The 22,367-nt window shown below is 68.3% G+C and carries 22 protein-coding genes; 6 read left to right on the forward strand and 16 right to left on the reverse strand.

Features of this window, described 5'->3' with window-relative positions:
* Positions 1 to 80 precede the first annotated feature (80 nt).
* The 7 genes from ftsH to ruvB all read right to left on the reverse strand — a co-directional run bounded on the left by ftsH (position 81) and on the right by ruvB (position 9,713).
* The gene (gene ftsH, locus AC0CH8_RS01295) at positions 81 to 2,045 is read right to left on the reverse strand and encodes an ATP-dependent zinc metalloprotease FtsH (protein ID WP_465238348.1); all 1,965 of its coding nucleotides are present in this window, start codon (positions 2,043 to 2,045) and stop codon (positions 81 to 83) included.
* A 68-nt stretch (positions 2,046 to 2,113) separates the two neighbouring features.
* A complete protein-coding gene (gene tilS, locus AC0CH8_RS01300) occupies positions 2,114 to 3,142 on the reverse strand; it encodes a tRNA lysidine(34) synthetase TilS (protein ID WP_465238349.1) in 1,029 nt (342 codons plus the stop codon).
* Positions 3,114 to 4,016, reverse strand: a complete 903-nt coding sequence (locus tag AC0CH8_RS01305) for a hypothetical protein (RefSeq protein ID WP_465238718.1) — start codon at positions 4,014 to 4,016, stop codon at positions 3,114 to 3,116. The genes tilS and AC0CH8_RS01305 overlap by 29 nt, the downstream gene beginning before the upstream one ends.
* A 69-nt stretch (positions 4,017 to 4,085) precedes the next feature.
* Positions 4,086 to 5,045, reverse strand: a complete 960-nt coding sequence (locus AC0CH8_RS01310) for a helix-turn-helix domain-containing protein (RefSeq protein WP_465238350.1) — start codon at positions 5,043 to 5,045, stop codon at positions 4,086 to 4,088.
* Positions 5,046 to 5,134: 89 nt separating this feature from the next.
* Positions 5,135 to 7,402, reverse strand: a complete 2,268-nt coding sequence (gene ptsP / locus AC0CH8_RS01315; protein ID WP_465238351.1) for a phosphoenolpyruvate--protein phosphotransferase — start codon at positions 7,400 to 7,402, stop codon at positions 5,135 to 5,137.
* Between the two features lie 46 nt (positions 7,403 to 7,448).
* Positions 7,449 to 8,672, reverse strand: a complete 1,224-nt coding sequence (gene chrA, locus AC0CH8_RS01320) for a chromate efflux transporter (protein WP_465238352.1) — start codon at positions 8,670 to 8,672, stop codon at positions 7,449 to 7,451.
* A gap of 21 nt (positions 8,673 to 8,693) precedes the next feature.
* Positions 8,694 to 9,713, reverse strand: coding sequence for a Holliday junction branch migration DNA helicase RuvB (gene ruvB, locus AC0CH8_RS01325; protein WP_204199394.1), 1,020 nt, complete (start codon positions 9,711 to 9,713; stop codon positions 8,694 to 8,696).
* 213 nt (positions 9,714 to 9,926) lie between these two features.
* Here ruvB and AC0CH8_RS01330 point away from each other — a divergent pair, with 213 nt between their 5' ends.
* Positions 9,927 to 10,520 (forward strand): exopolysaccharide biosynthesis protein, encoded by a 594-nt coding sequence (locus AC0CH8_RS01330; RefSeq protein WP_465238353.1) that lies wholly within the window; start codon positions 9,927 to 9,929, stop codon positions 10,518 to 10,520.
* 15 nt (positions 10,521 to 10,535) lie between these two features.
* Here AC0CH8_RS01330 and AC0CH8_RS01335 read toward each other — a convergent pair whose 3' ends face one another.
* The 3 genes from AC0CH8_RS01335 to AC0CH8_RS01345 form a co-directional block, all read right to left on the reverse strand.
* Positions 10,536 to 11,000, reverse strand: coding sequence for a hypothetical protein (locus AC0CH8_RS01335; RefSeq protein ID WP_465238354.1), 465 nt, complete (start codon positions 10,998 to 11,000; stop codon positions 10,536 to 10,538).
* A gap of 80 nt (positions 11,001 to 11,080) precedes the next feature.
* Entirely contained in the window at positions 11,081 to 11,680 is a 600-nt protein-coding gene (gene ruvA / locus AC0CH8_RS01340; RefSeq protein ID WP_465238355.1) for a Holliday junction branch migration protein RuvA, read from the reverse strand.
* A gap of 46 nt (positions 11,681 to 11,726) precedes the next feature.
* A complete protein-coding gene (locus AC0CH8_RS01345; RefSeq protein ID WP_465238356.1) occupies positions 11,727 to 12,443 on the reverse strand; it encodes a Crp/Fnr family transcriptional regulator in 717 nt (238 codons plus the stop codon).
* A gap of 257 nt (positions 12,444 to 12,700) precedes the next feature.
* On the opposite strand from AC0CH8_RS01345, the gene AC0CH8_RS01350 reads away from it, so the two are divergent.
* On the forward strand, positions 12,701 to 13,486 hold the full coding sequence (locus tag AC0CH8_RS01350; RefSeq protein ID WP_465238357.1) for a Crp/Fnr family transcriptional regulator: 786 nt from the start codon (positions 12,701 to 12,703) through the stop codon (positions 13,484 to 13,486).
* Here AC0CH8_RS01350 and AC0CH8_RS01355 read toward each other — a convergent pair.
* The 4 genes from AC0CH8_RS01355 to AC0CH8_RS01370 all read right to left on the reverse strand — a co-directional run bounded on the left by AC0CH8_RS01355 (position 13,483) and on the right by AC0CH8_RS01370 (position 15,722).
* Positions 13,483 to 13,929 carry a TM2 domain-containing protein gene (locus tag AC0CH8_RS01355; protein WP_465238358.1) on the reverse strand — a complete coding sequence of 149 codons (447 nt, stop codon included), beginning with the start codon at positions 13,927 to 13,929 and terminating at the stop codon, positions 13,483 to 13,485. The two genes, AC0CH8_RS01350 and AC0CH8_RS01355, sit on opposite strands and share 4 nt — an antisense overlap.
* A gap of 56 nt (positions 13,930 to 13,985) precedes the next feature.
* Positions 13,986 to 14,492: a crossover junction endodeoxyribonuclease RuvC gene (gene ruvC, locus AC0CH8_RS01360; RefSeq protein WP_055840780.1), complete on the reverse strand. Its 507-nt coding sequence runs from the start codon at positions 14,490 to 14,492 to the stop codon at positions 13,986 to 13,988.
* A complete protein-coding gene (locus AC0CH8_RS01365) occupies positions 14,489 to 14,863 on the reverse strand; it encodes an endonuclease domain-containing protein (protein WP_465238359.1) in 375 nt (124 codons plus the stop codon). Before AC0CH8_RS01365 ends, ruvC begins: the two co-directional genes overlap by 4 nt.
* A 115-nt stretch (positions 14,864 to 14,978) precedes the next feature.
* On the reverse strand, positions 14,979 to 15,722 hold the full coding sequence (locus AC0CH8_RS01370; RefSeq protein WP_465238360.1) for a YebC/PmpR family DNA-binding transcriptional regulator: 744 nt from the start codon (positions 15,720 to 15,722) through the stop codon (positions 14,979 to 14,981).
* Between the two features lie 85 nt (positions 15,723 to 15,807).
* Between AC0CH8_RS01370 and AC0CH8_RS01375 the strand changes: the two genes are divergently transcribed.
* Positions 15,808 to 17,265, forward strand: coding sequence for a helicase HerA domain-containing protein (locus AC0CH8_RS01375; RefSeq protein ID WP_465238361.1), 1,458 nt, complete (start codon positions 15,808 to 15,810; stop codon positions 17,263 to 17,265).
* 82 nt (positions 17,266 to 17,347) lie between these two features.
* The gene (locus AC0CH8_RS01380; RefSeq protein WP_465238362.1) at positions 17,348 to 18,673 is read left to right on the forward strand and encodes an HD-GYP domain-containing protein; all 1,326 of its coding nucleotides are present in this window, start codon (positions 17,348 to 17,350) and stop codon (positions 18,671 to 18,673) included.
* 58 nt (positions 18,674 to 18,731) lie between these two features.
* Here AC0CH8_RS01380 and AC0CH8_RS01385 read toward each other — a convergent pair whose 3' ends face one another.
* Both AC0CH8_RS01385 and AC0CH8_RS01390 read right to left on the reverse strand, forming a co-directional pair.
* Positions 18,732 to 18,998, reverse strand: a complete 267-nt coding sequence (locus AC0CH8_RS01385) for a DUF2312 domain-containing protein (RefSeq protein ID WP_204199383.1) — start codon at positions 18,996 to 18,998, stop codon at positions 18,732 to 18,734.
* A gap of 101 nt (positions 18,999 to 19,099) precedes the next feature.
* Positions 19,100 to 19,474 carry a DUF1244 domain-containing protein gene (locus AC0CH8_RS01390; RefSeq protein ID WP_465238363.1) on the reverse strand — a complete coding sequence of 125 codons (375 nt, stop codon included), beginning with the start codon at positions 19,472 to 19,474 and terminating at the stop codon, positions 19,100 to 19,102.
* 85 nt (positions 19,475 to 19,559) lie between these two features.
* Here AC0CH8_RS01390 and pyk point away from each other — a divergent pair, with 85 nt between their 5' ends.
* Positions 19,560 to 21,029: a pyruvate kinase gene (pyk, locus tag AC0CH8_RS01395; RefSeq protein WP_204199381.1), complete on the forward strand. Its 1,470-nt coding sequence runs from the start codon at positions 19,560 to 19,562 to the stop codon at positions 21,027 to 21,029.
* Between the two features lie 108 nt (positions 21,030 to 21,137).
* Positions 21,138 to 22,322, forward strand: a complete 1,185-nt coding sequence (locus AC0CH8_RS01400) for an MFS transporter (protein WP_465238365.1) — start codon at positions 21,138 to 21,140, stop codon at positions 22,320 to 22,322.
* Positions 22,323 to 22,367 lie beyond the last annotated feature (45 nt).

The following is a 22,367-nucleotide window of genomic DNA, read 5'->3' on the forward strand; positions in this document are numbered from 1 at the left end:
CCAGCCGGCGAAGTGGAGGAAGTGGAGGCGCTGGCGCACCAGTTCCTCCACTTCAGGTCCGGATCAAAGGCCCCCGACGCCTACGCGCCGAGAGGGGTGGGATTGCCGAAGCCGGCGGGACGGCGGGTCTTGGGGATCGAGGTGCCGGCAGCGGGAACCGACGGGGTCTTCGAGCCCGGATCGCTGCGATCGAGCTGTTCGCCCGCGATCAGCTTCTTGATCTCGTCGCCCGACAGCGTCTCATATTCGAGCAGCGCACCGGCCAGCAGGTGAAGCTGGTCGACATGCTCGGTCAGCAGATGCTGCGCGCGCGCCAGACCACCCTCGACGATCGCCTTGATCTCGTCGTCGATCAATTGCGCGGTGGCATTCGACATCCGAACCGGCTGCGAAGACGAATAGCCGAGGAAGCTCTCGCCCTCCGGCTGGGCGTATTCGACCGGGCCGACCTTGTCCGACATGCCCCACTTGGTGACCATGTCGCGGGCCAGACCCGTCGCATACTGGATGTCGCCCGACGCGCCCGACGACACCTTGTCGTAGCCGAAGATCACTTCCTCTGCGACACGGCCGCCCATTGCCACCGCGAGGTTCGCGTACATCTTGTCGCGGTGGTACGAGTAGCTGTCCCGCTCCGGCAGGCGCATCACCATGCCCAGCGCGCGACCGCGCGGGATGATCGTCGCCTTGTGGATCGGATCGGACGCCGGCTCGTGGATCGAGACGATCGCGTGGCCCGCCTCGTGATAGGCAGTCATGCGCTTCTCGTCCTCGGTCATGACCATGCTGCGGCGCTCGGCGCCCATCATGACCTTGTCCTTGGCTTCCTCGAACTCGGCCATCGCGACGAGGCGCTTGCCCTTGCGAGCCGCCGTCAGCGCCGCCTCGTTGACGAGGTTGGCGAGGTCCGCGCCGGAGAATCCGGGCGTGCCGCGCGCGATCGTGCGCGCATCGACGTCGGGAGCGAGAGGCACCTTCTTCATGTGCACTTCGAGGATCTTGACGCGCCCCTCGATGTCCGGCCGCGGCACGACGACCTGACGATCGAAGCGGCCCGGACGCAGCAGCGCGGGATCGAGCACGTCGGGGCGGTTGGTCGCCGCGACGATGATGATGCCCTCGTTCGCCTCGAAACCGTCCATCTCGACCAGCAATTGGTTCAGCGTCTGCTCGCGCTCGTCATTGCCGTTGCCGAGACCGGCACCGCGATGACGACCGACCGCGTCGATTTCGTCGATGAAGACGATGCAGGGCGCGGACTTCTTGGCCTGTTCGAACATGTCGCGGACGCGGCTGGCGCCGACGCCGACGAACATCTCGACGAAGTCGGAGCCCGAGATGGTGAAGAACGGCACGCCCGCCTCACCCGCGATGGCGCGGGCGAGCAGCGTCTTGCCGGTGCCGGGCGATCCAACGAGCAGCGCGCCCTTCGGAATCTTGCCGCCGAGGCGCGCGAACTTGGTCGGGTCCTTCAGAAAGTCGACGATCTCGGTCAGTTCCGAGCGGGCCTCGTCGATGCCGGCGACGTCGTCGAACGTCACCTTGCCGTGCTTTTCGGTCAGCATCTTCGCGCGGCTCTTGCCGAAGCCCATCGCGCCATTGGCGCCGCCGCCCTTCTGCATCTGACGCAACACGAAGAACGCGATGCCGAGGAACAGCAGGAACGGTAGCGACTGGTACAGCAGGACCATCCAGACCGAGGGACCTTCCTCCGGCTTGGCAGTGATCGTCACGCCCTTTTTCCGCAGCGTCGGGACCAGCGTCGCATCCTGGATCGGATAGGAGCGGAACTTCTCACCGCTCGTCATCGTGCCGGTGATGATGTCACGGCTGATGTTGACGTCGCGCACCGTGCCCTCGTCGACCTTGTCGAGGAAAGCCGAGTAGGCGATCTGGTTGCCGGTGCCCGAGGTCGTGGTCCGACCGTCGATCATCGTCACGAACAGCGCCAGGCCGAGCAGGATCGCCACCCAGATGAGAAGGCTCTTCATCCAGGGGTTAGGCCCGCCGCCCTCGGTTCCGTTCTGCTTGTCGTTGTCGTTCATGGGTCGCGCTGTACCTTTCGACCCTCAAGATAAGCCGGGATGGGTTAATGGCAATGGAACAAGAGCGCTCAGAGTGATCGACGTGGCGGTGCTTCGCGAAAATACCACGTCGTATCGCGCGCGGAGGCCATCACACCCGCCTGCGTTGCCGATTTGCCCGCCTCCAGCGCATCGAGCAGCGCCTCGACATGGGTCGATTCGGAAAAACCGGGTCGAGTAATCGTGTTGGCCGTGCGGACCTGTTCGATCGCCATCCGGGCCAACATGCGGCGAAGCGCGCGGGGCAGGTCGGCGACGTCGATCGCGACATTCTGCCCGTGATGGGCGCGGGCGGCCCAGAGCCAGTCGCGGACCGCGCGCAGGTCGGCGTCGGCTTCGGCGCACCAGCCGGCGCTGCGGGCGAGCGCGGCGGGATCGAGCAGGTCGTGTGCGGCGAGGTGGCGGCGCAGATGCGTGCGGTCGAACCGGTCGGCGTCATTCGAGGGATCGTCGACGAAGGGGATTCCGGCCGCCTCCGCCATCGCCCGCAAGGTCGCGCGACGCCAGCCGAGGAGCGGACGGATGACCGTCAGGTCACGGTCGCGCCGGCGCGGACGGATACCGGCGAGGCCCGCCAGTCCGCTGCCGCGATTGGCGCGCATCAGGAAGGTTTCGGCCTGATCGTCGGCGTGATGCGCGGTGGCGAGGTACTGCGCGCCCTCCCTTGTAGCCCAGTCGGTTAAGGCGGTGTAGCGTGCGGCGCGTGCTTCGGCGTGGAGGTTGCCGGCGGGCAACGGTTCCAGCGCGAGCGTCCGGTGGGGGATGCCCGATGCGGCGCACCAGCGTGCGACCATTGCGGCTTCCTCGGCGGAGTCGGCGCGGAGGCGGTGATCGACCGTCGCGGCGATCACCCAGCCCGGACAGGCCGTGGCGGCGAGCGCCAGCATCGCCATGCTGTCGGGACCACCGGATACCGCCAGTGCAAGCGGGTTAGGGGAATCGAGCGGGGCATCGAGCAGCGCTGTCGTATCGGAGCGGAATCGATCGATCAGCCCCGGATCGATCAGGGCCGAATCGATCGCGCCCGCCTCACTTGCACTTGGCGGCGGTGCGGCCACGGGTGATGTCGGCCTGCATCGCGGCGGAGAGCTTGCCCGCATAGACGTCGCTCAGCTCGTCATAGACCTTGCAGGCGTCGGCCGGCTTGTTGAGCTTCACCAGTGCCTGACCGAGGTACAGCAGGCTGTCCGGCGCACGCTCGCCATCCGGCATCTTCTTGTAATTGTCGTAGAACGCCATCGAGGCAAGGCTGGGCTTGCCGTCGTCCAGATAGGCGCGGCCGAGCAGGTTCTGCGCGTAGCTTGCCCGCTTTGACTTGGGGTAGTCGGCGACGGTCTTCTTCAGTTGCGCCTGCGCCTCCGGGTACAGCTTCGCCTGCCAGAGGCGGTAGCCGTAGAGATAGGCGTCCTCCGCGGCGTCGCCGCTCGACGGGCGTTCCAGCGCTGCAAGGCGCGCGGCGCGTTCGTCGGTGACGGTCGGGCCTGCCGCTGCCGGGCGGGTTGCGCCAGACGCGGTATTGGAGCCACCGAGCGGGCGCGACGGCGCGCTGGACGCGATCGGTGCCGGCTCGCTACCATCGACGGGAGCGGCGGCGACCGGAGCAGTCAGCTTCGCATCGGTGCTGCGGCGGTAGGCCTCGAACTGCTCGCGCAGGGTGCGAATCTGGTAGCCATTCTGTTCGACCTGCCCGGTCAGCGTCGCAAGCTGCTGCTCGAGCGAGGTCACGCGCGCGGTCAGGTCGACGACGGCGCTGGAGGCGGGCGCGCCGGGTACTTCGGTCGGAGCGACCGGCGCGGTCACGTCGGGCTGGAGCAACTGGCCGTTCGGGAAGACCTTGCGCTGGACCGCGCGCATCTCGCTTTCGAGGCGTCCGACACGGCCGTCGAGGCCGGACTGCGCGCTGGCGACCGCTGGAAGCGCGCCGACGAGCATAAGAGTCAGAAACAGGATGTTACGCTGGGTCACAATACGCTGGGTCACTGTACGCTGGGTCACTGGCGTTTACTCGCTGGTATTCGGCCTGGACGCTGGCGGGTTCGCGGCCGAGTTGAGGTTGGCACGCTGCGTCTCCGTCAGCACGCGTGTCGGACGCGGGCGCGGTCGCGCTGCGGTCGGTCGCACCGGACTGGTGGAGGACGTAGCGGCCGGAATGGCGCTGGGCGTCGGCGTCTGTGCCGCCGGCGCGCCCGACAGGCGTGCGGCGATCGAGGCGGCGTCGACCGGCACGTCCTTGATCGGCCGGCGACCGTCACCCAGTGGCGGGATCGCACGGCCGTCGACGCTGACCTGAAGCTCGTCGGGACGGCCGACGTTGATCATCGGGCCATTCGCGGTCGGCGGCACATCGAACTTCTCGCCCGGCTTCAAGATGCCGAGATACAAGGTCGTGTTGGCGGCATCGTAGACGCGCAGCCACACCTCATCGTCGCCCGCCGCCAGCGTCACCTGTCGCGGTGCGGCCGGTGCGGGGGCCGCGGTCGGCGTCGGCGCGGCGCCGGGCGAAGTCGCGGGCGTGGCGGCAATCGTGCCGGTGCCTTCGCGCCGGAGCACGTCGGTACCGTACCATAGCCCGACGAGGATGATGACAGCGAGCGCCAGTCCCAGACCGACGATCGCGACACCGCGCGACGGCACGCGTGCCGGATCGGCGGTTTCATAGGGTGCGTATTCGGGCGCCCGGGTGACGTTGCGCAGTTCCAGCCGGACGTCGTGGGCCACCGCAACCTCATCCATCCCCAACGTGCGGGCATAGGCGCGGGCGAACCCGACCGCATAGGTGGGCGACGGCAGCGCGGCAAAATCGGTGGCCTCGATCGCCTCCAGATGGCGCAGCGGAACGCGGGTGCGCTGCCCCACTTCGGCGATCGACAGCCCGGCTGCCTCGCGCCCCGCGCGCAGGCGATCGCCGACGCGTTCGGCGGACGCTGGCGGTACGGGCTGGTCGGGCACGACGTCACTCATCCATTCACTCCGCCCGGGCATCCCACCCGCCCCTGCATCTTTCAGAGCGTTACAGCCCCGTCAAGCCGCGCGCCCGTTCGGAAACGCCCTTACGCCAACTCGATTCCGTTTGCCGCCGCCCAGCCTTCGAGCGCGCCGCGCATGTCGCGCGGCGGCTTTTCGAGCAGCGTGTCGAGCGCCGCCGTAACCGCCGCCCGATCCAGCGACCGGATCATCGCCTTGACCGGGCCGACCGCGGCGGGTGTGATCGACAACCGATCGATACCGATACCGATCAGGGCCAGCGCCTCCAAGGGGCGGCCGCCCATCTCGCCGCACACCGCCACCGGCACGCCCTGCTCGCGCGCCGCGGCGGCGACGCGACGCAGGAAGCGCAGGATCGACGAGGACAGCCAGTCGTACCGCTCCGCCAGCTTCGGATTGGCGCGATCGGCGGCGAAGAGGAACTGCGTCAGGTCGTTGGTGCCGATCGACAGGAAATCGACCGCGGGCAACAGCAGGTCGAGTTGCTCGGCCAGCGCCGGCACCTCCAGCATCGCGCCGTAGCGGACTTCGTTCGGCGCGCGCTTGCCGCGGCTCGACAGCCAGTCGCGCTGCGCCTCGAACAATGCCTTCGCTTCGTCGAACTCCCACGCCTCCGACACCATCGGAAACATGACGTTGAGGGTGCGGCCGGCCCCCGCCTCCAGCAGCGCGCGCGCCTGCACCTTCATCAGGCCGTCACGCTCCAGCGACAGGCGCAGCGCGCGCCAGCCCATCGCCGGATTTTCCTCCGTGCCGCCCTCCAGCTTCAGGTAGGGCAAAGCCTTGTCGCCGCCGATATCGATCGTGCGGAACACGACGGGACGGTCGCCGGCGGTTTCCAGCACCTCCCGGTAAAGACGTTGCTGACGTTCGCGCTGGGGCAATGTCGCGGAGACGAGGAACTGGAATTCGGTGCGGAACAGGCCGATCCCGTCCGCGCCGGTGATGTCGAGCGCGCCGACATCGTCGCGCAGGCCCGCGTTGATCATCAGCGTGACGCGGTGGCCGTCCTTCGTCTCCGGCGGCACGTCACGCAGCGCGGCGAATGCGGCCTTCCGCTTTTGACGCAGCGCCAGCTTGGCGTCGAACGCCTCCTCCATCGCCGCCGACGGCCTGACGAAGACGTTGGCCTCGGCCACGTCGAGCAGCAGCTGGTCGCCCTCCGCGATCAGGCGGCGGACGTCGCGGACGCGGCCGAGTACCGGTACGCCCATCGCCCGCGCGACGATCGTAACATGCGCGGTGAGCGATCCCTCTTCCAGGATCACGCCCTTCAATCGGCGGCGATCATATTCCAGCAGTTCCGCGGGGCCGAGATTGCGCGCGATCAGGATCGTATCCTGGCGGAGGCCGAGTTGCGCGGCGGTGCCCATCTGCCCCGACACGATGCGCAGCAGGCGGTTCGCGAGATCCTCCAGATCGTGCATGCGATCGGCGAGCAACGGATCGTCGATCTGGCGCATGCGCTGGCGGGTGCGCTGCTGCACGCGCTCGATCGCGGCCTCCGCGGTCAGGCCGCTGTCGATCGCCTCGTTGATGCGGCGCGCCCAGCCCTCGTCATAGGCGAACATCTTGTAGGTCTCGATGACCTCAATATGCTCGCCGCCGACGCCGAACTCCGCCTCGCGCGCGATGCGGTCGATCTGTTCGCGCATCTTGTCGAACGCGGCGTAGACGCGGTGCCGCTCCGCATCGGTGTCCTCGGCGACGGTATGTTCGACGACGATGCGCGGCTGGTGGAAGACGGCGGCACCCGACGCCATGCCCTCGACCAGCTTCTGCCCCGGAATGCGGACGGCGGCGGTCGATTGCGGACGATCGGTCACGGCGGCGGTGTCGATCAGGCCAGCATTGGCGATCAGTTCGGATAGCACCATCGCGACCGTCAGCAACGCCTCGATCTCCACATCGGCGTAGCGGCGCTGTTCCGCATGCTGGACCGCGAGCACGCCGACGACGCGTTCGCGGCGGATGATCGGCACGCCGGCGAAGCTGTGGAAGCGCTCCTCCCCGGTTTCCGGCATGTAGCGGAAGTCGGGGTGGGAGGCGGCCTCGTCGAGGTTCAGCACCTCGCCGCGCTCGGCGATCGTACCGACCAGCCCCTCGCCCAGCGCCAGCTTGGTGACGTGCACCGCCTCCTGCGCGAGGCCGCGGGTGGCGAAAAGTTCGAGCACGCCCTCGCGAAGCAGATAGACGGAACAGACTTCGCTGTCCGTTTCCTCCCCGATGATGCCGACGACCTGGTTCAGCTTCGCCTGCGCGGGCGTACGCGACGCCATTACGTCGTGAAGACGAACGAGAATCTCGCGGGCGGAGGCGGCGGCCGTGGGCATGATGCGACTCGCTATCAGATTGTCCGGGGGCCGGGTAGCGGCGCGATCACGGAAACAGCAGCCACCCCGCCGCCGCACCGAAAGCGATCAGCGCGGGGATCAGCCAGCGTCCCTTGCCGAACCACGCCGCCGCCAGCGCCAGGGCGAAGATCGTCCCGACCGGCCAGAGCGCCGGAGCGCGGGCTGCGGTGGCCCAGCCGAGTTGCACCGACGTGGCGGCGATCACCCCGACCACCGCCGCCGCGACACCCGCGAGCAGCCGGTGGGTGGCCGGGTTCTCCACCACCGCCTCCAGCCGTTCGAACAGGATCATCGAAAAGGCAAACGCTGGCAGGAACATGCCCGCGGTCAGCGCCAGCGCACCGCCGAACCCACCGGCGACATAGCCGACGAAGGTGCCGAAGATCACCAACGGCGCGGGCAGCACGCCCGCCAGCGCGACGCCGTCGAGAAACGTGCCGTCCGCCAGCCAGCCGCGCCCGACCGTATCGGCGCGCACATAGGGGATGGCGGTATAGGCTCCCCCGAAGGTCAGCAGCCCGCCCTTCAGCCCGGCGACGAACAGCGCGGCGATGCCCGCCTGCACGGCCGGCGACGCGGCCACCGCGCCGACCGGCGCCACCGTGCCGTTATGCAGCGCCAGCGCGAGGAGGACGGCCAGCATCGCCACCGCCGCCGCGGCCCAGCGCCGCGCCGCGACCGCATAGGCGAGACCGCCGGCGATCAGCGGGATCCAGAACGGCACGCCGAGCAAAGTCGCGACCGTCGCAAGTCCGGCGATCAGCCACAGCAGGCGGTCCTCCAGCACATGCGTGCCGATCCGCTGCACCGCCCGGACGATGATCGCGACGACGACGATCTGCACGCCCAGCAGCAGCCCCGACGCCCCCGTCCGACCAAGCAGCCACGCGTCGTAGAGCCACGCCGCGCCCAGCATCAGCACGAAGCCGGGCAACATGAATCCCAATCCGGCGAGCAGTCCGCCCCAGCGGCCCCGCGCTACCATGCCCAGATGGACGCAGAGTTCGTGCGCCTCCGGCCCCGGCAAAATCTGGAGAATCGCGAGCAGGCGGTTGAAGCGCGTGCCGGAGATCCACGAATCGTCCTCCACCAGCGCCTGCCGGATCATCGCGATCTGCGCGACCGGGCCACCGAAGGCGAGGCAGCCGAACCCCAGGAAGCGCAGGAATAGCGCCGGCAACGATATCGCGGGTGGCGCAGGCGACGGCACGGTGCCCCGATCCGCCGCGTCGACGACCATTCCCCCCATATGATCCCCCCTTCTACTCCGTCAGTCGAACAATCCGTCCTGCGATCCCGCCGGCGGGTTGAGCCCGAGATGTTTCCAGCCCCCGGCGTTCAGGAAGCGACCACGGGCGGTGCGGGCGATGAGCCCAAGCTGGATCAGATAGGGCTCGATCACCTCTTCGATCGTATCGCGCGGTTCGGACAGGCCGGCGGCGAGCGTCTCCACCCCGACCGGGCCACCCCGATAGATATCGGCGATCATGTGCAGATAGCGCCGGTCCATTGCATCGAGGCCGAGCTTGTCAACCTCCAGCCGGTTGAGCGCGGCGTCGGCGACGCGGGCATCCACCGTTTCCACGCCCGCAACGTTGGCGAAGTCGCGAACGCGACGCAGCAGGCGGCCGGCGATGCGCGGCGTACCACGCGCACGGCGCGCCACCTCCGCCGCGCCGTCCGGCGCGATGCCGAGATCGAGCAGCCCGGCGGCGCGCGACACGACGCGCGTCAGTTCCTCCACGGTATAGAATTGCAGGCGCACGGGAATGCCGAACCGGTCGCGCAGCGGCGTCGTCAGCAACCCCTGCCGCGTCGTCGCGCCGACCAGCGTGAAGCGTGGCAGATCGATGCGGACGGATCGCGCCGACGGCCCCTCCCCGATCATCAGGTCGAGCGCGCGGTCCTCCATCGCCGGATACAGCACCTCCTCGACCGCCGGTTGCAGCCGGTGGATCTCGTCGATGAACAGGACGTCGCCATCCTCCAGATTGGTCAGCAGCGCGGCGAGATCACCCTGTTTGGCGATGACCGGGCCGGAGGTGGCGCGGAAGCCGACGCCCATTTCGCGCGCGATGATCTGCGCCAGCGTGGTCTTGCCGAGACCCGGAGGGCCGAAGAACAGCACGTGATCGAGCGCATCGCCGCGACCGCGGGCGGCCTGGATGAAGATGCGCAGGTTCTCGCGCGCCGCCTGCTGCCCGACGAATTCGTCGAGGCTTTTGGGGCGCAGCGCGGCGTCGACGTCCTCGGGGCGGCGGCTGGCGGTCAGGAGGCGGTCGTCGGTCACGATTCGTTCCGTAGCGGACCTGCACGCATCAAGTCGAGGGGGCGAAGTGGAGGAAGTGGAGGCGTCGGTGCGCCGGCCTCTACTTCGCGCACGCTGCCATCGGAACGGCGGGCATCAGGCGAATGGGGCGGCGACGGATACACGGCTGTTATATCGCACCGGGCAGCGATGTAGGACAGCGGAACCCGTTCCGCGCCATGCGGTTGGAAGCGCATGGCGGACGATCCCCACAGCATCGGCGATATCCTCGACTCGTTGGATACGCTGGCGGACGAGCAGGACCGGGTATCGCTCGGCGATGCGGTGGCGGCGTTCGGCAACCGATCCTACGGCCCGTTCCTGTTGGTGCCGGCATTGATCGAGGTATCGCCGATCGGCAGCATTCCCGGCCTGCCGACCGTGCTGGCGGCAATCATCGCATTGTTCGCGGTGCAGATCGTCATCGGCCGCGAGCATCTGTGGCTGCCGAAGTTCCTCGCGCGGCGGAGCGCCAAGGCGGCGACGGTGGACAAGGCGACGCGCAAGCTCCGCGGCGTGGCGCGCTTCGCGGATCGCTGGTTCCACGGGCGGCTGCCGGTGCTGACCCGTGGGCCCTTCGTGCGGGTGGCGGGCCTGTGCTGCCTGTTGCTCGCGATGACGGTGCCGCCGCTGGAACTGCTGCCATTCGCGAGCACCGCGCCCATGGCAGCGATCGCCGCGTTCGGGCTGGCGCTGCTGGTCCGGGACGGCGTGCTGATGATTGCGGCTACGGTCCTGGCCGGGGTGGCGGTGGCGGTCGGCGTGGGGGTGATCGGGTCGAAGGGGTAGGTCGTACCGTCGCCCTCAGCCGCGCGCGTACGAAGCGGTTTCGGCAGACACGCCCCGCCACGCATTCAGCAATTGCTCGATCGCGAGTCCCTCCGCATCGAGGTGCGCGCGGACGCCGGCGATCAGCGTCAGCATCGCCGCGCGGCGATCCGGTTCATCGGCGCCGACGACCCCGCCGATTCCGCTCCAGCGCAACACATAGGCGTCGAAATTGGCGGCGGCGGTGTCGCAACTGACCATCATGTCGACAGCGGAGCGACGCTCGCCCGGATCACCCTGCGCTATGGCCGGGCAGAAGATGTCGGCGTGCTTGAACAGGCGATACGCACGAAGCCGGCGCGCCAGATCCCAGTGCGCCCGCGCCAGATCCGGACCCCCATCCTTGGTGGCGCCGGTGACGACCACCTCCGCCGCCTTCAACTGGTCGAAAAGGCCCTGCCGATGTTCGTTCAGCAGACGAAGTGCGCGGGTGGTGTCCATGCCCCGACCCTGCGGCGGAAAGGCTTACTGATCCATTACGGACCCAAAATGCATTTTACACACGGATTTTGGGTCTAATTTCATTTTGCGGCTTTTCGCAGCGCCAGCCGAACCAGCGCGTCGAGGCTGGCGGCGCCGCCCAATTCCTCGTCCGCCGCCGCAACGGCTGCGCTGGCATCGGCGGGGCGGAAGCCGAGATTGAGCAACGCCGATACGGCATCCGCTGCCGCCCCGGCTGGCGCGACCATCGCTCCCCCGACCCCGCTGCCCGCCGGGATGGCGCCGACGCGATCCTTCAGTTCGCGAACGATGCGTTCCGCCAGCTTCGGCCCGACGCCGTTGGCCCGCGCCACCATCGCCTTGTCCTGCGCCCCGACGGCGCGGGCGAGGTCTACCGGTTCCAAAGTCGACAGGATCGCCAGCGCGACGCGGGAACCGACGCCCTGCACGCCGGTCAGCAGACGAAACCAATCCCGTTCGGTTGCGCTCGCGAAGCCGACGAGGCGGATCGAATCCTCCGAGACCAGCATTTCCGTGAACAGGGTCGCCGCCTCGCCGACCGGACCGACCGCCGCCAGCGTGCGCGACGATGCGCCGACCAGATAGCCGATACCGCCGACGTCGATGACGGCATGGTCGATGCCGGTGGACTCCAGCCGTCCTTTGAGATGCGCGATCATGGCCGCGGGACGTAGAACAAACCGCGTCCCGCGTCATCCCGGAGCATCAGCCCGTCGCGAGCGGGATCAGTTCCGGATGCAGGTAGGCCGGATCGAACTCGCCCAGCGACGCGAGCCGGGGCAGGTCGAGGACGGTGATCGCGCCGTTCTCCCGCTCGATCAGGCGATCCTGCGCCAGCGACTGGAGCACCCGGTTGACGTGGACGGGCGTCAGGCCGGTGGCATCGGCCAATTGGCCTTGGGTCAGCGGCAACGCAGCCGCCGTTTGCGCATCGAGGCCGGCGACGCGCACCGCCGTTTCGCACAGCAGGTGCGCGATGCGGGTGCGGGCACCGCGCCGGCCGACGTTCAGTATCCACTCCCGGAACACGGAGGCATCCACCAGCGTGTCGAGCCAGAACGCACGGGCGATCGCCGGCCGCCGTTCGACCAGGGCGAGCAGGGCGGTGCGCGGGATGAAGGCCACGCGGCACGGCGTCAGCGTGCGGATGTCGTGATCGGCGGTACCCGTCATCAATCCGTGCAGGTCGAGCAGGTCGCCGCGCAGGTGCAGCGACACGATCTGTCGCTTGTCCTCGCCGGTGATCTTCGAGCGATAGCCGAAGCCGGAGAGCAACGCGCAGCAACGCTCGACCGGGTCGCCATCGCGCGCGATCACCGTGTCGGCGTCGAGCGTCGTCGCCTCCTGCGCCAGCGCGACAAGTTCGGCGCGGTCGTTTTCGTCGAGTGGGCCGGATCGTTCGAGCTTGCGGACGATCGGCATGAGGACAGGTTCGCCTGCCTGCATCGGAATACCTCTTATCAGGGCGCTGTGGAAAGGCGGCGCCGTGCCGAGCACGGCTCGCAAGGCCCGTTTACCATCACGGTCGCCGGTAAAAACGCTTGGTCGGAAAGCGAACATTATCCAGGGCAAGGCGGTGTCCCGTCGCCGGTGCTAGTCGGCGGCATCGCCTGCCCACGATGTCGGGATGCAGGCGACCGGGGGGTCAGGCTCCCCCGCCCGCACGACGGGATGCCGTTATGTCCATGCTCATGCAGTCCTCGCCTGCGCAATCCACGGTCGAAAACCGGCTGCTATCCGCGCTGTCGGCGGAGGACTTCGCGCGGCTCGCGCCCTCGCTGGAGCGGATACACCTGCCGGTCCGGTTCCTGATGGGCGGGCACGGCGAGGTGATGGACACCGTCTATTTTCCGGAAACGGCGGTCGCGTCGCTGCTGGCGATCTCTCCCGACGGCAACCGGGTGGAGGCGGGTCTTTTCGGGGCGGAGGGCATGTCCGGCCTCCCGGTGCTGCTGGCGGAGGGACGGTCGCCGCACGATTCGCTGATCCAGGTCGAGGGCAATGCGTTGCGCATGCCCGCCGATGCGTTTGCGAAGGCCGCGTGGGACAGCCCGACGCTGATGGGCCTGATGCTCCGCTACGCGCAGACGTCGTCGGTGCAGGTCGCGCATACCGCGCTCAGCAACGCGCTGCACACGATCAACGAGCGGCTCGCGCGGTGGATCTTGATGTGTCACGACCGGGTGCCGACCGACCAGATCGCGCTGACGCACGATTTCATGGCGCTGATGCTCGGCACGCGCCGATCCAGCGTGACGCTGGCGTTGCAGACGCTGGAGGGCAGCGGCCTGATCCGCTCGCTGCGCGGTCAGGTCGTGGTGCGCGACCGCGCCGGACTGGAGGAGTTCGCGGGCGATGCGTACGGCGCACCGGAGGCCGAGTATGAACGCCTGATCGGGCCGATGCCGCGCCCGCGGTCGAAGGACGGGGTCGGCGGGGGCGCGAGCATCGGCCCCACCAGCTAGCGGCGATAACGGTCGGCGAACTCGTCGTCGGACATGATGAGGTAGCGGATCGTGTCGATCAGCGCCCACGGGCCGGTGACGATCAGGCCGACCAATGTGCAGGTCAGCACCAGCATCGCGATGCCGGAGCCGGTGCGGCCGAGATAGAAGCGGTGGATGCCCAGCGTGCCGAACAGGAAGGCGATGATCGCGGCGACGAACTTGTTGCGATCTGAGCGCGGGCGCGGTGGTGTGGTCGGGATCGCGACGGCCTGCGCCGCGGTCGGCAGCGGAAAGATGCTCAGCGCGCGGGTGTCAGCGGTCTCGAAATCGACATAGGCGCCGATCGCCGGTTCGCCACGATCCGCCCAATCGTCCGGGCCGAAGGTGTAGCGACGGCCGTCATCGCCTGCGACCTGCCCCGCCCCGGTCCGCGCATCCACGCCAAGCACTTGTCCCCGCATCTATTCCCTCCCTGTTGCCGCGGCGTTTCCGACATCCGCTGCCGGGTTGCAAGTCATCAGGCGGTGATGCGCGAGCGGCGCGCCATGCCCTCCGCACTGGCGAGGTGGTGCGCGTGGGTGATCGCGACGGCCAGCGCATCGGCGGCGTCGGGCCCGGCCAGCTTCGCGCCGGGCAGCAGCACCGCCATCATCGCCTGGATCTGCTTCTTCTCGGCGCCGCCGGTGCCGACGACCGCCTTTTTGACGGTCGAGGGGTGATATTCCCCGATATGCAGCCCGGCGGCGGCGGCGGCGAGCAGCACGACCCCGCGCGCCTGCCCGAGCTTCAGCGTCGATTGCGCATTGGTGTTGCCCAGCACCTCCTCCACCGCCGCGCCGTCCGGCCGCTCGGTGCGGATGACGTCGACCAGTGCCGAGTAGAGCAGCGACAGGCGGCGGGGCAGCGCCATCGATGGATCGGTGCGGATCTGGCCGTTGGCGACGTGGCTGAGCCGGTTGCCGTCCGCGCGGATGACGCCCCAACCGGTGGTGCCGAGGCCGGGATCGAGGCCGAGGATGATCATTGGGACTGCTTCCACCGTGCGGGACAGGTTTGCGCAACCGACAGGATCGACAGGAGCGTGCCCTCCATGTTGGTCATCACGTCGTAATTGGAGACGCGAATCGTCGTGATGCCCGCTGTTTTCAAGATGCCGTCCGCAACGAAATCGGTGTCCGCGTCATGCGTATGACCGTCCACTTCCACGGCCAAGGCGGTGGCCGGGCAGAAGAAATCGAAGATGCGAGGGCCGAAGACATACTGGCGGCGAAACTTGAAGCCGCCCAGCTTCGATCCGGACAGATGCCGCCACAAGCGTAGTTCGGGTTCCGTCGGATTGCGGCGGTGATCGCGGGCGTAGCCGCTGACGACTACCGACGCCGCTTCTCTCTTCAAGCCCCTCCCCTTCAGGGGAGGGGTTGGGGGTGGGGCGGGTCTCACCGATCCCGTCGCCTGCGGAGAAGCCCCACCCCAACCCCTCCCCTGAAGGAGAGGGGCTTGAAGTGTTGGCTCAACCGAGCTTCTCCATGACCTCGTCGGAGACTTCGTAATTGCCCCAGACGGTCTGGACGTCGTCGTCGTCGTCCAGCGTGTCGATGAGCTTGAACAAGGTCGCGGCATCGCCCTCCTCGATCGAGACCATCGTCTGCGGACGCCAGGCCAGCTTCGCGCCCTCGAATTCGCCGAGCACCGGCTCCAGCGCCTTGGCGACTTCGTGCAGGTCGCCCTGTGCGGTCCAGATCTCGTGGCCGTCGTCGGTGGAGGTCACGTCCTCCGCCCCGGCTTCCAGTGCCGCCTCGAAGACCTTTTCGGCATCGCCTGCCGACGCCGGATAGTTGATGAGGCCGACGCGGTCGAAGGCGTGGCTGACGGAGCCGGACGCGCCGAGATTGCCGCCGTTCTTCGCCACCGCCGTACGGACGTTGGTCGCGGTGCGGTTGCGGTTGTCGGTCAGCGCCTCGATGATGAGCGACACGCCGCCGGGGCCGAAGCCCTCGTAGCGGATCTCCTCATACGCCTCCATGTCGCCGCGCGACGCCTTGTCGATCGACCGCTGGATATTGTCCTTGGGCATCGACTGCGCCTTGGCGGCGTTCACCGCCGCGCGCAGGCGCGGGTTCATGTCGGGATCGGGCAGGCCCATCTTGGCCGCCACGGTGATCTCGCGACTGAGCTTGGAGAACATGCCGGATCGCTTTTTGTCCTGCGCGCCCTTGCGGTGCATGATATTCTTGAACTTGGAATGGCCTGCCATCGGTCCGCCTCTTGGAAGATGGCAGCGTCCTTAGACCCGACAAAGGGCTTTCGCCAATCGTCCCCTTCCGGCAAACGGCGCAGCGATGACGGTAAGCGTGGATATGGGCACCGACGAGCGCGGCTCGGCGGTGGCGATGGACCTTGAGGAACTGCTCGCCACCCGGTTGCTGGTGCAGGGCAATTCCGGATCGGGAAAGTCGTACCTGCTGCGCCGCCTGCTGGAACGGTCGGCCGGGCAGGTGCAACAGGTGGTGATCGACCCGGAGGGCGATTTCGTCACGCTGGCCGGCCCCTACGGGCATGTCGTGATCGAGGCGGCGGATTATTCGGTGGCGGAGGTGGCCCGGTTCGCATCGCGCATCCGCGAACACCGCGCGTCGGTGGTGCTGAGCCTCGAGGGATTGGAGGCGGAGGGGCAGATGCGCTGCGCCGCCGCGTTCCTGTCGGCGCTGTTCGATGCCCCGCGCGAACATTGGTATCCGGCACTGGTGATCGTCGACGAGGCGCAGCTGTTCGCCCCGACGACCGGCGGCGAGGTCGCGGAGGACGTCCGGCGCGCCTCCTTGTCGGCGATGACCAACCTGATGTGCCGGGGACGCAAACGCGGCCTGGCGGGCGTGATCGCGACGCAGCGACTCGCAAAACTGGCGAAGAACGTGGCCGCGGAGGCCTCGAATTTCCTGATGGGCCGCACGTTCCTCGACATCGACATGGCCCGCGCCGCCGACTTGCTGGGGATGGAGCGGCGGCAGGCGGAGGCGATCCGCGACCTGCCGCGCGGCACCTTCATGGCGCTGGGCCCGGCGGTGTCGCGGCGGCCGATCACCGTCAGGATCGGCGCGGTCGAAACCTCCGCCCGCTCGGGCAGCCCGAAGCTGACGCCGTTGCCGGACGCGAAGCCGTTCGATCTGGTCGACATGCTGGCCGAACCCGTGGTGGACGCGCCGATGCTGCCGATGGCGTTCGAAGCGCGGCCACGGCTGGTGCCGGCGGAGGAACTGGTGGCGGATATCGGCCGCCCTGCCCCCGCGCCGCTGGCGCCAGTGCCCGATAAGGACGAGACGGAGGTCGAGGCGATCTACGCGGAAGCGCTGCGCGCGATCGTCGCCGATGCGGATGCGGCGTTCCGGTCGCCGTCGACGCTGTTCCAGGATTTTCAGGTGCGATGCCGGATGGCGGGGCTGTCGCGTCCGCCGCTGGACCTGCCGGGATTCACGCGGCGGCTGAGTTGCGCGCGGGCGGGTATCTTCGACGTGGCGGCGGAGGAGTGGCAGGACGCGCTGGCGCTCGCGGGGACGTTGCCCGACGACATGATGGGCGCCTTCCTGCTCGTGGCGCGCGCCGCCAAGGAGGGACGCCCCTGCCCCTCCGACGCGGAGCTGGCGACAACCTACGGCACCAGCTCGTTGGGGCGCGTGCGTCGCCTGATCGGTTATATCGAAAGCCGAGAGCTGTTCGTGACGCGCGTGGACCTGTCGGGCAAGCGTTCGATCACGATCCCGCGCCTTGGTTGGACGACAGAGTCAGCCGACGCAGCTTGATCTAGTTTATTCACCCAGAAAACCAAGTTGGTTCTACATTGTTTACTCCTCCCGCCTATCGGTGATGGCGGAGGACGTTTTCATGCGGGTGACGATCACGGCCAGTCAGTTGCGGCTCGGCATGTACATCAGTGCGATCGACACATCGTGGTGGGAACATCCGTTCTGGCGCAGCAGCTTCCTGCTGCGGCGGCAAAGCGATCTGGACAAGATCATCGCCAGCGATTTCCAGCGGATCGAGATCGATACCGACCGCGGGATTGCACCCGAATCGAATGCGTCGCTCAGCGACGCTGCTTCGCCGGAAACGGCGATTGCTGTCGACCCTCTTCCAGCCGTCGCGGAACCTGCCGCGCCCGAGCCGACGCCGGTCCGCTCCCGCCCCACGCGTCGGCGCGAGGATGCGGCGACGCGCGCCGCCGAGACGGTCCAGCGCTCCAAGTTCGCCGTTCGTCGCATGTTCGGCGAAGCGCGGCTGGGTCGCGCGATAAAACCCGCTGATATCGCGCCGCTGGTGGACGAGATCGCCGCCTCCGTCGCGCGCGATCCCGGCGCGATCATTTCGGTCTGCCGTCTGAAGAACAAGGACGAGTACACGTACCTGCATTCGGTGGCGGTGTGCGCGTTGATGATCAATCTCGGCCGACACCTGCGACTCGACGAGCGCGAGATCCGCGACATCGGCATGGCCGGGCTGCTCCACGACATCGGCAAGATGGCGATGCCGGACGGTTTGCTCGACAAGCCGGGGCGACTCGACGACCAGCAGACCCGCGTGATCCGGACTCATCCCGAAGAAGGCATCCGGCTGCTCGGCGACAGCGACGAGTTGATGCCGATCGCGCGCGACGTGTGCCTGCACCATCACGAACGGGTCGACGGCACCGGCTATCCGTTCGGACTGACGGCGGAGCAGTTGAGCGTGCATGCGCGAATGGGCGCGGTGTGCGACGTCTACGACGCGGTCACCAGCAATCGCAGCTACAAGCCGGCCTGGTCACCGTCCGACGCGCTGTCGCGGATGATGACGTGGGAGGGGCATTTCGACCCCAACGTGCTGTCGGCGTTCGTCGGCAGCATCGGCATCTATCCGATCGGCACGCTGGTGCAGATGTCGGACAGCCAGTTGGGCATCGTCATCGCCGCGAATGCCGACGAACCGACGCTGCCCTGCATCCGGCGGTTCTACGCGGTGCCGGACGCCCGTTTTCTGGCGCCGAAGGACGGGGTTGCCCGACCAGCCCCCCACCCGGACGCGATCCTGCGCCCGGAGGACGGCGATCGCTGGTTCGGGCGCGACTGGCCGGCGATCGCCGCGCGGGTGCTGGCGGGCGAGACCGTGACCGGGGAGCTGTTCGGTGCGACCGGTCACGGCGCGATGCCATTGATCGGGATGCGCGCCGCCTAGACATCGGCTCTTCATCACTCCCCTGAAGCGGGAAGGATGCGGTTAACGACGATCCCGTTCAGATCATCCCCAGCGCCTGCATGTACACTTCGAGGATCGCCTCCTCCTCCTGATATTCTTCCTTCTTCTTCTTGCGGATCGACAGGATCTTGCGGATCGCCTTTGGGTCGTAGCCGCGGCCCTTGGCCTCCGCCATCACGTCCTTGATGTCGTCGGCGATGCCCTTCTTTTCCTCTTCGAGGCGCTCGGCGCGCTCGATCAGGAGCCGAAGCTCGTCCGCTGCGACGTGCCCGCCGCCCATGCCTTCGTTACGATCTTCGGCCATGTCCCACCCCGCCCGCGCCCACGCGCGGCCTTTTGCTGATTCGATGAAAGGATGCCGGATCCCCGGCAGGGGGGCGCGTCTAGGCGTTTACGTTTCGCGGCTCAACCCCGGCCGGGTTCGGTCATCGCGGGCGGATCGCTGGCCGGGAAACTCTCGTCCAGCGCTTCGTCCAGCGCATCCTCCAAAGGCGCGTTGCGGGCGACGCTCTCCTTCATGCGGGCGAGCTGTTCGGGCGTGGCATCGCCCTGATGCCGCGCCTTCCAGTCGGCATACGGCATGCCGTAGATCGCCTCCCGCGCCGTGTCCTTGTCGAGCTTGCCCGCCTCCTGCGTCCAGTCGGCCAGGCAGTTGCGGCAAAAGCCCGCCAATCCCATCAGATCGACGTTCTGCGCGTCCGTCCGATGACGCAGATGCCGCACCAGCCGGCGATAAACCCTTGCGGCGGTGGCATCATCGATGCTGTCAAGCGGGTCCATTCGTATGCTCCGTGGTTGATCGAGGTATAATAGGCTTTAGGAGGTGGGCCCGCATCCCCCAGCCGTATCTCATGAAAGCTGATCCATGACCCAGGCCAACGCCCCCACGGAGTTCGCGCCCCGGACGCGCAAGGTCCGCGTGCTCGCGACGCTCGGCCCCGCCAGCAACACGCCGGAAATGATCGCCACCCTGTTCCAGGCGGGCGCCGACGCGTTCCGCGTGAACATGAGCCACGGCGATCAGCAGTCGAAGGTCGCGGTGATCCAGGCGATCCGCGGACTCGAACGGCAGTTCGGCCGCCCGACGACGATCCTCGCCGATCTTCAGGGACCGAAGCTGCGCGTCGGCCGCTTCGCCGAGGGTCGCGTCGAACTGGTGACGGGTAACGTCTTCACGCTCGACCGCTCGCCGGAGCCGGGCGACGCGACTCGCGTCGAGCTGCCGCACCGGGAAATCTTCGCCGCGATCGAACCCGGCGCACGCCTGTTGCTGGACGATGGCAAGCTGGTGCTGCGCGTGACCGACCATGACGAAACCAAGATCGTCACCACGATCGAGGTCGGCGGCATGCTGTCCAACAACAAGGGGCTGAACGTCCCCGACGTGGTCGTGCCGATGGCGGCGCTGACCGAGAAGGACCGCAGCGACCTGGCGTTCGCGGTCGAACAGGGCGTCGACTGGATCGCACTGTCGTTCGTGCAGCGCCCCGAGGATTTGATGGAGGCCCGCCGCCTGATCGGCGGCAAGGCGGCATTGCTCGCCAAGATCGAGAAACCGGCGGCGATCGAGCGGCTGGAGGAGATCGTCGAGCAGTGCGACGGCGTGATGGTCGCACGCGGCGATCTGGGCGTCGAACTGCCGCCCGAGCAGGTGCCGCCGCTGCAGAAGCGCATCGTCGAGGTGTCGCGCCGGATGGGCCGGCCGGTCGTCGTCGCGACGCAAATGCTGGAATCGATGATCCAGTCGCCGTCGCCGACCCGCGCCGAGGTGTCCGACGTGGCGACCGCGATCTACGACGGTGCGGACGCGATCATGCTGTCCGCCGAGAGCGCGGCGGGTGCGTGGCCGATCGAATCGGTGACGATGATGAACGCGATCGGCAACGCGGTGGAGCGCGATCCGGGCCACGGCGACCGCGTCCACTTCACCGTGATGAAGCCCGATCCGACGACCGCCGACGCACTGGCGGAGGCGGCGAAGAATATCGCGCGGACCGTGTCGGCGGCGGCGATCATCTGCTTCACCTCGTCCGGGTCGACCGCGCGCCGCATCGCGCGCGAGCGGCCGGCGGTGCCGATCCTGGTGCTGACGCCGCAGCTGGAAACGGCGCGGCGGCTGGGGCTGCTCTGGGGCACGCACGCCGTCCACACCCGCGACGTCGAGTCGTTCGAGGAGATGGTCGCCAAGTCGAAGCGGATGGCGCTGCGCCACGGCATCGCCAAGGCGGGCGAGCAGGTGGTGGTGATGGCCGGCGTGCCGTTCCGCACGCCGGGGTCCACCAACGTCATCCACGTGACGCGCATCGTCGGCGACGAACTGAAGAACTACGACTGAGCTGTGAAATCCTCCCCGGCACGGGGAGGACTTCACATGCACGCGGCGCAATCATCGTGCCGTAACAAGCGTTTGCCATCGCCGCCGCATGCCCTCACCTCCGGCAGGATGACCGCTACCGTGCTCTCCGCTCCCGTCCGCCGGACGCCCGCCGTCGGCCTCGTCCACCTTGCGCTCGCGCTGGGCGGGTTCGCGATCGGCACGACCGAATTCGCGACGATGAGCCTGTTGCCGCTGATGGCGCGCGACCTCCACATCGACGAACCGACCGCGGGCCATGTCATCAGCGCCTATGCGCTGGGCGTCGTGGTCGGCGCGCCGACGCTGGCCGTGTTGGGAGCGAAGTGGCCGAAGCGGACGATGCTGATCGCGCTGATGGCGGTGTTCGCGGTCGCCAACGGGCTGTCCGCGCTCGCGCCGAGCTACGGCTCGATGCTGGTGTTCCGCTTCCTCAGCGGCCTGCCGCACGGCGCGTATTTCGGGATCGCCTCTCTGGTTGCCGCGTCGCTGGTGCCGGCCGAGCGAAGGACGCGCGCCGTCGGCCGCGTGATGCTGGGGCTGACCGTCGCGACTGTCGCGGGCGTGCCGCTGGCCAATGCGCTGGGCCAGTGGATCGGCTGGCGCTGGGGCTTCGGCGTGGTGGCGGTGCTGGCGGCGGCGACGGCGGTATCGGTGGCGATCATGGCCCCGCGCGAAACCGTGCAGCCGGGCGCGAACGCGATGCGCGAACTGGGCGCGCTGAAGAAGCGTCAGGTGTGGCTGACGCTGGCGACGGGCGCGGTCGGGTTCGGCGGCATGTTTGCGGTCTACACCTATCTCGCCTCCACCCTCTCGGCGGTGACCGGCGGAGGGCGCGCCGCGCTCGCGCTGGTGCTGGTGGCGTTCGGCAGCGGCATGACCGCGGGTAACCTGTTCATACCGCGCTTCGCCGACCGTGCGCTGATGCCGACGGCGGGCGTGCTGCTGGTGTGGTCGGCGGCGATGCTGGCGCTGTTCCCGCTCGCCGCGCACGACCTGACCTGGTTGACGCTCGACGTGTTCGCGATCGGCGTCGGCGGGGCGCTCGGCACCGTGCTCCAGACGCGGCTGATGGATGTCGCGGGCGACGCGCAGACGCTGGCCGCCGCGCTCAACCATTCGGCGTTCAATACGGCGAACGCCTTGGGGCCGTTCCTCGCGGGGCTGGTGCTGGCGGCGGGCTATGGCTGGACGTCGACCGGGCTGGTGGGTTGCGCGCTGGCGCTGGGCGGGCTGGCGATCTGGGCGGTGTCGTGGAAGGTCGGCGACCGGTAAAAGACTGTTGCTCCCGTGGCGACCGCGGCCGATACGTTCGGGCAA

The sequence above is a fragment of the Sphingomonas sp. AC435 genome, assembly GCF_979253005.1.